Below are 13,444 nucleotides of genomic sequence, written 5' to 3'. Positions count from 1 at the left end.
CGCGGCTGCGCCGCGACGGCCAGGCCGGCCGGCCGCGCCAGCTGGATGCCGGCGCCGCGATCGCGGCCAGCGCCCCGCCGCGGGCCGCGGGCCGTCCGGCGGAACCGGGCCAGGCGCCGCTGCCCGACCGCGACACCGGCGCGGACCGCCGCGAAGGCCGCAGTTCCGGTGTCAGCAATGCCGGTCTCAGCAATTCCGGCCCCCGCAACCCAGATCTGGGGCGCGACCTGGCGCCGCGGATCCCGGCGGGGCTGCACCGGCGCACCCAGGTGGTGCGCCTGGACGGGGTGACGAAGCAGGCGATGGAGACCGGCCGCACCAGGCTGGTGGTCGGCATGGCGCTGTTCGCGCTGGTGTTCATCGTCCTGGGCGGCCGCGTGGTGCATCTGGGCATGACCGGCGGCGGCGCCGATGCCGATCCGCACAGCTGGGCCGGCTTCGCTGAGAAGAAGGCGAATACGCCGGCCCTGTCGCGGCGTTCGATCACCGACCGCAATGGCGTTCTGATCGCCACCAACCTGCCGACCGCCTCGCTCTACGTCGACGCCCGCGAGGTGATCGACGCCGACGAGCTGGCGCAGCAGCTGGTCCAGGTGCTGCCCGACCTCAGCTATGCCGAGGTCAAGGAAAAGGCCGCCTCCGGCCGTGCCTTCTCCTGGCTGAAGCGCAACCTGACCCGCCGCCAGCAGGCGGAAGTGCACGAGCTCGGCATACCCGGTCTCGGCTTCCGGATGGAGGAGCAGCGGGTCTATCCGCACGGTTCGCTGTTCTCCCACGTGGTCGGCTTCACCGATATCGACAATCGCGGCATCTCCGGCATCGAGCTCTCGTTCGACGAGGCGCTGTCCGACCGCACCCGGCTGGGCAAGCCCTTCGCCCTGTCGCTGGACGTGCGGGTACAGCACGCGCTGCATGCCGAGCTGAGCGCGGCGAAGGAGAAGTTCAAGGCGCTGGGCGCCGGCGGGCTGGTGCTGAACGTCCATTCCGGCGAGGTGCTGGGCCTGGTCTCGCTGCCGGACTTCGATCCCGCCGACCCGGGCGGCGCCACCGAGGACCAGCGCTTCAACCGGATCGCGCTGGGTGTCTACGAGATGGGGTCGACGATGAAGACCCTGAACACCGCGATGGCGCTGGATTCGGGGAAGATCTCGCTGACCCAGTCGTTCGATGCCAGCAAGCCGATCTACATCTCCCGCTTCTCGATCCGCGACTTCCATCCGGAGAACCGCGCGCTGACGGTGGCGGAGATCTTCCAGCACTCGTCCAACATCGGCTCGGCGAAGATGGCGGTGGAGCTGGGCGCCCCGGCGCAGAGGGCCTTCCTCGACAAGCTGGGGATGCTCGACCGGCCCGCCATCGAACTGCCGGAGGTCGGTCGTCCGCTGGTGCCATCCAACTGGGGCAAGGTAGAGACGATGACCATCGCCTTCGGGCATGGCCTGTCGGTCACCCCACTGCAGCTGGCGCGGGCCACGGCCGCCATCGTCAATGGCGGCATCCTGCGGCCCCTGACCCTGGTGGAGCGCAATCCGGGCGAGCCGGAGATTGCCACCGAGGTGATCTCCGCCCAGACCTCCGACACGATGCGCCGGCTGCTGCACATGGTGGTCGACATCGGTACTGCCAAGAAGGCCGCCGTCCCCGGCTACCTGGTCGGCGGCAAGACCGGCACCTCGGAGAAGGTGAAGGCCGGCGGCGGCTACAGCCGCAAGGCGCTGCTGACTTCCTTCGTCGGCGCCTTCCCGATGAACGATCCGGAATATGTCGTGGTCGCCGTCCTCGACGAGCCGCAGGGCCTGAAGGAGACCTGGGGCTATGCCACCGCCGGCTGGAATGCCGCGCCCACCGTCGGCCGGGTGATCGCCCGGATCGCGCCGGTTCTGGGCGTGGAACCGGTCGACGAGCAGGATCCGGCGATCCGCGAGGCGATGTTCGTGCCGCTGCCCGGCGGGCCGGAGAAGCACCTTGCGGCTAACTGACCTCATAGCCGGCCGCGCGGCCGAGATGCAGGGCTGCCAGCTGCGGCTGCCGGCGGGCGCCGATGCCGCGGCGCTGCAGATCACCGGCCTGACGGCGGACAGCCGGGAGGTGCGGCCGGGATTCCTGTTCGCCGCGATTGCGGGTCTGCGCCAGGACGGCGCGTGCTTCATCCCGGAAGCGCTGCGCCGCGGCGCCGTCGCCATCCTGTCCGCGCCTGACGCCGGCGCCGCGGTGCCCGAGGGCACGGCCTGGCTGGCCGATCCGGCGCCGCGCCGGCGGCTCGCCCTGCTGGCGGCGCGCTTCTTCGGCCGCCAGCCGGCACGGGTGGTGGCGGTCACCGGCACCAACGGCAAGACTTCCACGGCGGTATTCGCGCAGGGCATCTGGGGCGCGCTGGGCCATGCGGCGGCGAGCCTCGGCACCCTCGGCCTGCTGGGTGTCGCGCTGCCGGCCGACGCCGCGGTGCCGGCGATGACCACGCCCGACCCGGTCGCCCTGCATCGCGGCCTGGCGGCGCTGGCCGATGCCGGTTGCGATCGCCTGGCGATGGAGGCGTCCAGCCACGGCCTGGAACAGTACCGGCTGGACGGTGTCGCCGTGCGCGCGGCCGCCTTCACCAACCTGACCCGTGACCATCTCGACTATCACGGCAGCATGGCGGCCTATCGGGATGCCAAGCTGCGGCTGTTCGACAGCCTGCTGGCCGGCGACGGCACCGCCGTGGCGGACCTGGACGCGACAGGCGGGATCGCCGATGCGGTGGCCGGGATCGCAGGCCAGCGCGGCCAGCGCATGCTGCGCTACGGGACGGCGCCGGCGGCCGACCTGCGCATCGCCGCGCTGCGGCCGCGCAGCGACGGCATGGACCTCTCCCTCGACCTGTTCGGCAGCCGGCACGACCTGGCGCTGCATCTGGTCGGTGCCTTCCAGGTGCGCAACGCCCTGGCCGCACTGGGCCTGGTGATCGGCGCCGAGCCGGATCTGGAACCCGCCGATGGCGCCGCCGCGCTGGAGCGGCTGACCGGCGTGCCCGGGCGCATGCAGAAGGTCGCGGTGGCCGGCGACCGGGCCGTCTTCATCGACTATGCCCATACGCCGGATGCCCTGCGCACCGTGCTGGCAGCCGCGCGGCCGCATTGCTCGGGCCGTCTGCACCTGGTGTTCGGCGCGGGCGGTGACCGCGATCCCGGCAAGCGGCCGCTGATGGGCGCCGCGGCGGCGGAGCTGGCGGACGCGGTGATCGTCACCGACGACAATCCGCGCAGCGAGCCGCCGGCGGCGATCCGCGCCCAGATCCTGGCCGCGGCGCCGGAGGCACGCGAGATCGGCGAGCGCGAGGCCGCGATCGCGGCGGCGCTGGATGACATGGCGCCGGGCGACCTGCTGGTCGTGGCCGGCAAGGGACATGAGAGCGGCCAGATCCTCGCCGACCGGGTGCTGCCGTTCGACGATGCCGACGTGACCCGCCGCCTGGCCGGTCAGCGCGGCTGGCAGGTGATGTCGTGATGGCCGGGCCGATCCGCGCACCGCTCTGGACCGCCGCGGAGGCGGAAGCCGCGCTGCGCGCCGCCGGGCTGGAGGGGCGCGCCGTCGGCGACTGGAGCGTGCGTGGCATTTCCATCGACAGCCGCAGCCTGGAACCGGGCGAGCTGTTTGTCGCGTTGCGCGGCGAGGAGCGCGACGGCGGCGCCCGCGACGGTCACGACTTCGCGGCGGCGGCGCTGGAGCGCGGCGCCGCGGCGCTGCTGGTCGGCCGCCTGCCCGAAGGCCTGCCGGCGGACACGCCGCGCCTGGAGGTGGCGGATACCCTGGACGGGCTGCGGGCGCTGGCCCGGGCGGCGCGGGCGCGCACCCGCGCCCTGGTGATCGGCGTCACCGGCAGCGTGGGCAAGACCAGCACCAAGGAGATCCTGCGCGCCGCCCTGTCGCCGTCGGGCAGCACGCATGCCTCGATCAAAAGCTTCAACAACCATTGGGGCGTGCCCCTTTCGCTTTCTCGAATGCCGGCGGACCGCCACTTCGCCGTCTTCGAGATGGGCATGAACCATCCGGGTGAGATCACCCCCCTCACCCGGATGGTTCGCCCGCATATCGCCATCGTCACCACGGTGGAGGCGGTGCACCTGGAATTCTTCGACGATGTCGCGGGAATCGCCCGCGCCAAGGCGGAGATCTTCGAGGGGCTGGAGCCGGGCGGCACCGCGGTGATCAACGCCGACAACGAATGGTGCAGCCTGCTGCGCGCCGCGGCGGAGAAAGCCGGCGCCGCGCGGATCGTCACCTTCGGCCGGGCCGAGGATGCCGACGCGCGGCTGCTCAAGGTCTCGGTCCAGCCGGACTGCACCGTCGTGGTGGCGCAGATCCGCGGCCGTGCGGTCACCTACAAGGTCGGTGCCTCCGGCCAGCCCTGGGCGATGAACTCCCTCGCCGCCCTGGCGGCGGTCGATGCGGCCGGCGCGGATCTGGGCCGTGCCGCCCTGGCCCTGGCGGAGATCGCCGCGCCGACCGGGCGCGGTGCCCGCCACCAGCTCGCCCTCGCCGATGGCGAACTGGTGCTGATCGACGACGCCTACAATGCCAGCCCCGCCAGCATCCGCGCCGCGCTGGAGGTGCTGGGCGCGCAGGAGGTCGGGCCGCGCGGCCGCCGCATCGCCGTCCTCGGTGACATGCGCGAACTGGGTCCCGCCGGGCCGGAACTGCATGCCGGCCTGGCAGACGCCGTGGTTGAGGCGGGCATCGACATGGTGTTCACCGCCGGCCCCCTGATGCGGCACCTGTTCGACGCGCTGCCGGCCACCGTGCAGGGCCGGCATGCGGCCGATTCCGCCGCCCTGGCACCGCATCTGCTGCCGCTGCTGCGGGCCGGTGATGTCGTGACGGTGAAGGGCTCGCTGGGCAGCCGCATGGGTCCGATCGTGGAGCAGATCCAGGCCCTGGCACCGGAGCCGGCCGAGGCGGGCGCCGGCGGCCAGAGGGGCAGGACGGGTGGCAAGGCTGCGGGCGGCCGCGCCAGCGCCCGGCATGACGGCGGGAGGGGCTAGGCGATGCTGTACCTGCTGCTGACGCCGCTCGCCGACGACTTCATCCTCTTCAACCTGTTCCGCTATCTCTCCTTCCGGACCGGCGCGGCTGTGCTGACGGCGATCCTGATCAGCTTCGTCTTCGGCGAACCGCTGATCCGCATGCTGCGGGTGCGCCAGAAGAAGGGCCAGCCGATCCGCGAGGACGGCCCGGAGGGGCATCTGCTGACCAAGCGCGGCACCCCCACCATGGGCGGCCTGCTGATCCTGCTGGGCCTGGCGGTCGGCACCCTGCTCTGGGCGGACCTGTCGAACCCCTATGTCTGGGCGGTGCTGGTGGTGACCCTGGGCTTCGGTGCGATCGGCTTCTGGGACGACTATCTGAAGGTCACCAAGCAGAACCCGAAGGGCATCTCCGCCCGCGCCAAGCTGGCGCTGCAGATCCTGATCGCCGGCGGCGCCGCGCTCTGGGTGCTGAACGTGATGGAGGCGCCGCTCTCCTTCTCCGTCGCGATCCCCTTCTTCAAGGACCTGCTGGTCAATATCGGCTGGTTCATGCTGCCCTTCGCGATCCTGGTGGTGATCGGCTCCTCCAACGCGGTGAACCTGACCGACGGGCTGGACGGGCTGGCGATCGTGCCGGTGATGATCGCCGCCTCAACCTTCGCGCTGATCGCCTACCTGGCGGGCAATGCGGTGTTCGCCAACTACCTGCAGATCCACCATGTGCAGGGCGCGGGCGAACTTTCGGTGCTCTGCGGCTCGCTGGTCGGCGCCGGGCTCGGCTTCCTCTGGTACAACGCGCCGCCGGCGCGGGTGTTCATGGGCGATACCGGCAGCCTGGCGCTGGGCGGTGCCCTGGGCATGATCAGCGTCGTCACCAAGCACGAGCTGGTGCTGGCGATCGTCGGCGGCCTGTTCGTGCTGGAGGCGGTCTCTGTGATCGTGCAGGTCGGTTCCTACAAGCTGACCGGCCGCCGCATCTTCCGGATGGCGCCGCTGCACCACCATTTCGAGAAGAAGGGCTGGGCCGAACCGACCATCGTCATCCGCTTCTGGATCATCGCGGTCATCCTGGCGCTGATCGGCCTCTCCACCCTGAAGCTGCGGTGAGGCGGGCATGATCACGATCGACGCCTATCGCGACCGCACCGTCCTGCTGCTGGGCCTGGCCCGCAGCAACCTGGCCGCTGCGCGTGCGCTGCGCGCCGGCGGCGCCACCGTGCTGGGGTGGGACGATGGCGGGCCCGCGCGGGAGCGCGCGGCCGAAGCCGGCATCGTCCTGGCGGAGCCGGAGGGGATCGACTGGTCCGGTATCGCCGCTTTGGTCGCCGCGCCCGGCGTGCCGCTGACCCATCCGGCGCCGCATCCGCTGATCGCGGCGGCGAAGGCGGCGGCGGTGCCGGTGATCGGCGATGTCGAGCTGTTCCTCAACACCAAGCCGGCCGCCCGGCTGGTGGGCATCACCGGCACCAACGGCAAGTCGACCACCACCGCGCTGATCGGCCATATCCTGGACAGGGCGGGCCGGGCGAACCAGGTCGGCGGCAATATCGGCCGCCCCGTGCTGGACCTGCAGCCGCTGGCGCAAGATGGCACCTATGTGCTGGAGCTGTCCTCCTTCCAGCTCGACCTCACGCCGTCCTGCCACCTGGATGTCGCGGTGCTGCTGAACGTCAGCGCCGACCATCTGGACCGGCACGGCTCGATGGAAGGCTATGTCGCGGTCAAGAGCCGCATCTTCGAGCGCCAGGCCGCCGGCAACCATGCGGTGATCGGCATCGACGACAGCTGGTCGGTCTCCGTCTTCAACGCGCTGGAGGCGCGCGGCCATCCGGGCCTGGTGCCGATCGCCGTGGGCCGCCACCTGATGCGCGGCGTCTCCGTCGTCGACGGCGTCCTGCACGAAGGTCCGGTCCCGGTCTGCGACCTGGGCGCGGCGCGTGCCCTGCCGGGGCGCCACAACTGGCAGAACGCCGCCGCCGCTTTCGCGGTGGCCCGTGCGCTGGGGGTCGGGCGCGAGGCGGCATCCGGCGCCCTGGCCAGCTTTCCCGGCCTGCCGCACCGGCAGGAGGAGGTCGGCACCATCGGCGGCCTGCGCTTCGTCAATGACAGCAAGGCGACGAACGGCGAGGCCGCGGCGCGGGCGCTGACCTGCTACGACCGGATCTACTGGATCGCCGGCGGCCGGCCGAAATCGGACGGGCTGGACGCCGTGATGCCGCATCTGGATGCGGTTCAGGCGGCGTTCCTGATCGGCGAGGCGGCGGCGCCTTTCGCCGAACGGTTGCAGGGGGCGGGCATCGCCGCGGAAGACTGCGGCACCCTGGATGCGGCGCTGCAGGCGGCCCATGCCCGGGCCCGCGCCGATGGCGGCGAGGCGGTGATCCTGTTCTCGCCGGCCTGCGCCTCCTTCGACCAGTTCGCCGACTACGAGGCCCGCGGCGACCGTTTCCGCGACCTGGTGGCGGCCCTGCGTGCAGCCGGCGCCGGCGGCGCCGTCTCCGGCACGCCGTCGGGAACCGTGCTGCGGGGGGCCGCGGCATGAGCGTGACCTTCTCCCGCACCGACACATCCCTTCTGGGCCGCTGGTGGTGGACCGTCGACCGCTGGAGCCTGGCGGCGCTGCTGGTCCTGGTCGGCGTCGGCGCGGCGCTGATCCTCGCCGCCTCGCCGGCGGTGGCACATCGCATCGGCCTGGAGAGCTTCCACTTCGTCACCCGGCAGTTCATGTTCATGGTGCCGGCGCTGGCCGTGGTGCTTTGCATCTCCATGCTGTCGCCGCTGCAGGTGCGCCGCCTCGGCGCCCTGGGCTTTGCGGTGGCCCTGCTGCTGACCGCCGCCACCCTGGTCCTGTCGCCGGAGGTGAAGGGCGCCACCCGCTGGCTCTATCTCGGCCCGCTCTCGCTGCAGCCGTCGGAATTCCTGAAGCCGACCTTCGCGGTGGTGACCGCCTGGATGTTCGCGCTGCACCGGCAGGATCCCGGCGGCGCGGGCGGTCCGGCCGGGCGGCACTTCCCCGGCGATGCCGCGGCCATCCTGCTGCTGGCGCTGGTGGTCGGCCTGCTGCTGCTGCAGCCCGATGTCGGCATGACGATCGTCATCGCCGCCGTGTGGTGCGCGCAGTACTTCGTCGCCGGCATGGCGCTCTGGCTGATCGCCGCCGCCGCCATCGTGGCGATCGGCGGCTTCCTGGCTGCCTATACCCTGCTGCCGCATGTCGCCAACCGCATCGACCGTTTCCTCGACCCGGCCGGGCACGAGAACTACCAGATCGAGAAGGCGATGGACGCCTTCTCCGCCGGCGGCTTCTTCGGCCGTGGCCCGGGCGAGGGCGAGGTGAAGGACGTGCTGCCGGACGCCCATACCGACTTTGTCTTCGCCGTGGCGGGGGAGGAGTTCGGGCTGCTGCTCTGCCTCGTCATCGTCGCGGTCTTCGGTTTCATCGTGCTGCGCGGCTATGCCCGGCTGATGCGCGAGGAGAATCTCTTCGTGGTCCTGGCCGCCACCGGGCTGTTCACCCAGTTCGGGCTGCAGGCGGCGATCAATATCGGCGTCAACCTGCGCCTGCTGCCGACCAAGGGCATGACCCTGCCCTTCGTCTCCTATGGCGGATCCTCGCTGCTGGCCCTGGCCCTGGCCATGGGCATGGCGCTGGCGCTGACACGGCGGCGTCCCGGCCTGGGAGGGGTGTCATGATGCAGGCACGACAGACAGGAGACCGGCCATGAGCGGCAGCGAGAATGCCAGGCAGGCGGTCCGCCGCCGCATCGTCCTCGCCGCCGGCGGCACCGGCGGCCATCTGTTCCCGGCGCAGAGCGTCGCCGCGCGGCTGGTCTCCCGCGGCGCCTCCGTCCGGCTGGTGACCGATGCCCGCGGCGAAGGCTGGGGCAGCCGCTTCGCCGGGGCCGAGGTCGACGTGGTGCCGTCCGGCACGCCCGCCGGCGGCGGTGTGATGCACAAGGCAAAGGCGGGCCTGCGGATCGCCCAGGGCGTGTTCGCCGCGCGGCGGCTGCTGAGGGCGGCGCGGCCCGACCTGGTGGTCGGCTTCGGCGGCTATCCCTCCCTGCCGCCGATGCTGGCGGCGGTCTCGCTCGGCATGCCGACCCTGATCCACGAACAGAACGCGGTGCTGGGCCGCGCCAACAGGCTGCTGGCGCCGCGGGTCGGCACCATCGCCGGCTCCTTCCCGGTGACGGAGCGGTTGCGCCCGGCCGACGCGCCCAGGCTGGTGACGACCGGCAACCCGGTGCGCGAGGCGATCATCGCCCTGCGCGGCCTGCCCTATGTGACGCCCAACGGCAGCGGCCCGGTCCGCCTGCTGGTGCTGGGCGGCAGCCAGGGCGCACGGGTGATGTCGGACGTCGTGCCGGCGGCGCTCGCCCGCCTGACCCCGGCGCTGCGGACCCGGCTGAGGGTGACGCAGCAGTGCCGGCAGGAGGACCTGGCCCGGGTGACGGAGGCCTATGCCCAGGCCGGCATCCCCGCGGAACTCGCCGCCTTCATCGAGGACGTGCCGCAGCAGCTGGGCGCCGCCCATCTGGTGATCGCGCGGTCCGGCGCCTCCACCGTCTGCGAACTGCTGGCTGCCGGCCGTCCGGCGATCCTGGTGCCCTATCCGCATGCCGCCGACGACCACCAGGCGGCCAATGCCCGTGCCATGGTCGCCGCCGGCGGCGCCTGGCTGATGGAAGAGGGGCGCTTCTCGCCGCAGAACCTGGCGGAAGGGCTCTGCGCCCTGACCTCCGACCCGCAGTCCCTGGCGGACATGGCGGCGGCGGCGCGGGATGCCGGCCGTCCCGATGCCGCCGACCTGCTGGCGGACCTGATCCTGGCCCGTGCAGAGGCGGCCGCGCTGCCCGCCGCGTCGCGCACCATGCTGCAGGTGGCGGCATGAGGGCGCTTCCGCTGGATATCGGCACGATCCACTTCGTGGGAATCGGCGGCATCGGCATGAGCGGCATCGCCGAGGTGATGCACAATCTGGGTTACCGGGTGCAGGGCTCCGACCTGGCCTTCGGCCCGAACGTGCAGCGCCTGCGGGGCCTGGGCATCGCGGTGTTCGAGGGCCACCAGGTGGCCAATGTCGACAATGCCGACGTGATCGTCATTTCCAGCGCGGTGAAGCCGGACAATCCGGAGGTGCGCGCCGCCCGCGAACGCTTCCTGCCGGTGGTGCGCCGGGCAGAGATGCTGGGCGAGCTGATGCGCCTGAAATGGTCGGCGGCGATCGCGGGCACCCACGGCAAGACCACCACCACTTCCCTGGTCTCCGCCCTGTTCGACGCGGCGGGCTTCGATCCGACCGTGATCAATGGCGGCATCATCAACGCCTATGGCACCAATGCCCGGCTGGGCACCGGCGAATGGATGGTGGTCGAGGCGGACGAGAGCGACGGCACGATGGTCAAGCTGCCGGCGGTGATTGCCGTGGTGACCAACATCGACCCGGAGCATATGGAGCATTACGGCTCCTTCGACCGGCTGCGGGAGGCGTTCCTCACCTTCGTGGAGAACATCCCGTTCTACGGCTTCGCCGTGCTCTGCATCGACCATCCGGAAGTGCAGACCCTGATCTCGCGGATCAGCGACCGCCGCCTGATCCCCTACGGCTTCAGCCCGCAGGCGGATATCCGCGGCACCAACCTGCGGCTCGATGCCGAGGGCGCGGCCTTCGACGTCGCCGTCCGCGACCGGCAGACCGGCAATTCGCGCACCATCGCCGACCTGCGCCTGCCGATGATGGGCCGCCACAACGTGCAGAACGCCCTGGCCGTGGTCGCCATCGCGGTGGAGATGGGTCTGCCGGAGGAGGTGCTGCGCGCGGCGCTGGCCGGCTTCGGCGGCGTGAAGCGGCGCTTCACCCGCACCGGCACGGCGCACGGCATCACCGTGATCGACGATTACGGCCATCACCCGGTGGAAATCGCGGCCGTCCTCTCCGCCGCCCGGCAGGCCTGCGCGGGGCGCATCCTGGCGGTGGTGCAGCCGCATCGCTACAGCCGTCTGCGCGACCTGTTCGAAGATTTCTGCACCTGCTTCAACGATGCCGACGCGGTGATCGTCGCGGATGTCTATGCCGCCGGCGAGGCGCCGATCGAGGGCATCGACCGGCAGGCCCTGGTGGAAGGCCTGCGTGCCCATGGCCATCGCCGGGTGCATGAGCTGCCGGATCCGGCAATGCTGGCGCAACTGGTGCAGGAAGAGGCGCAGCCCGGCGACTATGTCGTCTGCCTGGGCGCCGGCAGCATCACCCGCTGGGCCAACGACCTGCCGGAGCAGCTTGCCGGCCTGCCCGCACCCGTGCCGCGGCCGTCGGCCCGCAGTGCCGGAGGCGCGGCATGAGCGCTGCCGTCCTCAGGGCGATCGCCGGCGGACCGCATGGCGGACCCCGGCAAGGCGGTTCGGGGAACGCTGCCGGCCTGCCGCCGGTGCGCGGCAGCCTGCGTCGCGATGCCGCCCTGCGCGACCGTACCTGGTTCCGGGTCGGCGGCCCGGCGGAGATCCTGTTCGAGCCGGCCGATGCCGACGACCTCGCCACCTTCATGGCGGGCCGCCCCGCCGGCCTGCCGGTGACGGTGCTGGGCCTGGCATCCAATCTGATCGTGCGCGACGGCGGCATTCCCGGCATCACCCTGCGTCTGTCCCGCAGCTTCGCCGACATCGCGGTATCCGGACAGCATCTGACCGTCGGTGCCGGTGCCGCCGACGTGCGGGTCGCCCGTGCGGCGCAGGAGGCCGGCCTGACCGGGCTGGAATTCCTCTGCGGCATTCCCGGCAGCATCGGCGGCGCGGTACGGATGAATGCCGGTGCCTATGGTGCCGAGATCGGCGGGATCCTGGACTGGGTCGAGGCGATGGAACCGTCCGGCCGGCGGCGCCTCCTGCGGCGCGACGAGATCGCCTTCGGCTATCGCAGCTGCGACCTGCCGGAGGATTGGATCGTGCTGGCCGCCGGCCTGCGCGCCCAGCCGGGCGATCCGGCCGGGATTGCGGCGCGGATGGAGCGGATCCGCAGCGAACGGGAGGCAAGCCAGCCCGTGCGCGCCCGGACCGGCGGCTCCACCTTCGCCAACCCGCCGGGGGCGAAGGCCTGGCAGCTGATCGACGCTGCCGGCTGCCGCGGCCTGCGGCGTGGCGGTGCGCAGGTGTCGGAACAGCACTGCAACTTCCTGATCAACACCGGCGACGCCACCGCGGCCGACCTGGAGGATCTGGGGGACGAGGTGCGCGCCCGCGTCGCCGCGAGCTCCGGCATCCAGCTGCACTGGGAGATCCGGCGCATCGGCCGGCGGGCCCCGGACGCCATGTCCGGCGGCGCCGCGGACGGGGAGGTGCGCTGATGGCGAAGCATGTCGCAGTGCTGATGGGCGGCTGGTCCGCCGAACGCGAGGTCTCCCTGGTGACCGGCGCGGCGGTGGTCGAGGCCTGTCGCAGGCTGGGCTACCGCACCTCCGCCGTCGATGTCGGCCGCCAGGTCGCCGACGTGCTGCACAAGCTGCGGGTCGATGTCGCCTTCAATGCGCTGCACGGCCGCTTCGGCGAAGATGGCACGATCCAGGGCCTGCTGGAGATCATGGGCCTGCCCTATACCCATTCCGGCGTCCGTGCTTCTGCCAACGCGATGGACAAGCCGACTGCGAAGTACATTTTCGCCGCCCACGGCCTGCCGATGTCGGAGCATCTGATCCGCACGCGCGAGGAAATGCGCGAGGATCCGGGCCTGCCGGCACCCTACGTGATCAAGCCGCTGAACGAGGGTTCCTCGGTGGGCGTGCGGATCGTCATGCCGGAAGACAATTTCCGCCCCGGCGACGACCTGCAGTGGGTCTATGGCGACACCGTGATGATCGAGCGCTTCGTGCCGGGGCGCGAGATCCAGGTCGCGGTGATGGGCGACGAGGCGCTGGGCGCGATCGAGATCCGGCCCAAGGGGCGCTTCTACGACTACAAGGCGAAATACACCGATGGCGAGGCGGTGCACCTGATGCCCGCGCCGATGCCGGAAGAGGATTATGCGCAGGCCTGCGAGATCGCGCTGACGGCGCATCGCGCCCTGGGCTGCCGCGGGGTCAGCCGCAGCGACCTGCGCTACGACGAGAGCCGGCCGGCGGGGCAGCGCCTGGTGATCCTGGAGATCAATACCCAGCCGGGCATGACGCCGCTGTCGCTGGTGCCGGAGATCGCGGCGCATCGCGGCTACGACTTCGATGCCCTGGTGCGCTGGATGATCGAGGATGCGGGGGTGGACCGATGAGCTGGTTCCGTCGCAGGTCCGAAGAGGCGGGGTCCGGGTCGGCGGATGGGCGCCGGGCGAAGCGTCGTGGCAAGGACGAGGCCCCCGAAAAGGCCTCTGGGAAGACGGCTGAGAAGGCCGCGGGGAAGGCTGCTGACAGGTCGTCTGAGAAGGCGGCCGCAAAGGATGCCGGCAAGGCCGGCAAGGC

The 13,444-nt window shown here is 71.7% G+C and carries 10 protein-coding genes; all 10 read left to right on the top strand.

The window, feature by feature from the left end:
• A partial coding sequence (locus ACFOGJ_RS11655) for a peptidoglycan D,D-transpeptidase FtsI family protein (RefSeq protein ID WP_379900456.1) occupies positions 1–1,979 on the top strand: 1,979 nt, incomplete at its 5' end.
• Entirely contained in the window at positions 1,966–3,486 is a 1,521-nt protein-coding gene (locus ACFOGJ_RS11650; protein ID WP_379900454.1) for a UDP-N-acetylmuramoyl-L-alanyl-D-glutamate--2,6-diaminopimelate ligase, read from the top strand. The genes ACFOGJ_RS11655 and ACFOGJ_RS11650, both read left to right, overlap by 14 nt.
• Positions 3,486–5,021, top strand: a complete 1,536-nt coding sequence (locus ACFOGJ_RS11645) for a UDP-N-acetylmuramoylalanyl-D-glutamyl-2,6-diaminopimelate--D-alanyl-D-alanine ligase (protein WP_379900452.1) — start codon at positions 3,486–3,488, stop codon at positions 5,019–5,021. Before ACFOGJ_RS11650 ends, ACFOGJ_RS11645 begins: the two co-directional genes overlap by 1 nt.
• A 3-nt stretch (positions 5,022–5,024) precedes the next feature.
• A complete protein-coding gene (mraY, locus tag ACFOGJ_RS11640) occupies positions 5,025–6,113 on the top strand; it encodes a phospho-N-acetylmuramoyl-pentapeptide-transferase (RefSeq protein WP_379900450.1) in 1,089 nt (362 codons plus the stop codon).
• A 7-nt stretch (positions 6,114–6,120) separates the two neighbouring features.
• Positions 6,121–7,548: a UDP-N-acetylmuramoyl-L-alanine--D-glutamate ligase gene (murD, locus tag ACFOGJ_RS11635; protein WP_379900448.1), complete on the top strand. Its 1,428-nt coding sequence runs from the start codon at positions 6,121–6,123 to the stop codon at positions 7,546–7,548.
• Positions 7,545–8,699: an FtsW/RodA/SpoVE family cell cycle protein gene (locus ACFOGJ_RS11630; RefSeq protein ID WP_379900446.1), complete on the top strand. Its 1,155-nt coding sequence runs from the start codon at positions 7,545–7,547 to the stop codon at positions 8,697–8,699. Before murD ends, ACFOGJ_RS11630 begins: the two co-directional genes overlap by 4 nt.
• A gap of 28 nt (positions 8,700–8,727) precedes the next feature.
• Positions 8,728–9,897 (top strand): undecaprenyldiphospho-muramoylpentapeptide beta-N-acetylglucosaminyltransferase, encoded by a 1,170-nt coding sequence (gene murG / locus ACFOGJ_RS11625; protein WP_379900444.1) that lies wholly within the window; start codon positions 8,728–8,730, stop codon positions 9,895–9,897.
• Complete coding sequence (gene murC, locus ACFOGJ_RS11620) at positions 9,894–11,345, top strand: UDP-N-acetylmuramate--L-alanine ligase (RefSeq protein WP_379900442.1); 1,452 nt, start codon at positions 9,894–9,896, stop codon at positions 11,343–11,345. The genes murG and murC overlap by 4 nt, the downstream gene beginning before the upstream one ends.
• Entirely contained in the window at positions 11,342–12,343 is a 1,002-nt protein-coding gene (gene murB / locus ACFOGJ_RS11615) for a UDP-N-acetylmuramate dehydrogenase (protein ID WP_379900440.1), read from the top strand. The genes murC and murB overlap by 4 nt, the downstream gene beginning before the upstream one ends.
• The gene (locus ACFOGJ_RS11610) at positions 12,343–13,257 is read left to right on the top strand and encodes a D-alanine--D-alanine ligase (protein WP_379900438.1); all 915 of its coding nucleotides are present in this window, start codon (positions 12,343–12,345) and stop codon (positions 13,255–13,257) included. Before murB ends, ACFOGJ_RS11610 begins: the two co-directional genes overlap by 1 nt.
• The last annotated feature ends 187 nt before the right edge of the window (positions 13,258–13,444 follow it).

The sequence above is a fragment of the Marinibaculum pumilum genome (genome assembly GCF_042646425.1).
Lineage (GTDB): Bacteria > Pseudomonadota > Alphaproteobacteria > Ferrovibrionales > Ferrovibrionaceae > Marinibaculum > Marinibaculum pumilum.
Note: the sequence above shows the minus strand (reverse complement) of the source record. Positions and strands in the feature narration are given on the sequence as shown.

Excerpts from the sequence above, each read along its gene's own strand:
- murG (WP_379900444.1), top strand. The coding sequence starts at position 8,728 with ATGAGCGGCAGCGAGAATGCCAGGCAGGCGGTCCGCCGCCGCATCGTC.
- murC (WP_379900442.1), top strand. The coding sequence starts at position 9,894 with ATGAGGGCGCTTCCGCTGGATATCGGCACGATCCACTTCGTGGGAATC.
- ACFOGJ_RS11630 (WP_379900446.1), top strand. The coding sequence starts at position 7,545 with ATGAGCGTGACCTTCTCCCGCACCGACACATCCCTTCTGGGCCGCTGG.
- ACFOGJ_RS11645 (WP_379900452.1), top strand. The coding sequence starts at position 3,486 with ATGGCCGGGCCGATCCGCGCACCGCTCTGGACCGCCGCGGAGGCGGAA.
- murD (WP_379900448.1), top strand. The coding sequence starts at position 6,121 with ATGATCACGATCGACGCCTATCGCGACCGCACCGTCCTGCTGCTGGGC.
- ACFOGJ_RS11610 (WP_379900438.1), top strand. The coding sequence starts at position 12,343 with ATGGCGAAGCATGTCGCAGTGCTGATGGGCGGCTGGTCCGCCGAACGC.
- murB (WP_379900440.1), top strand. The coding sequence starts at position 11,342 with ATGAGCGCTGCCGTCCTCAGGGCGATCGCCGGCGGACCGCATGGCGGA.
- mraY (WP_379900450.1), top strand. The coding sequence starts at position 5,025 with ATGCTGTACCTGCTGCTGACGCCGCTCGCCGACGACTTCATCCTCTTC.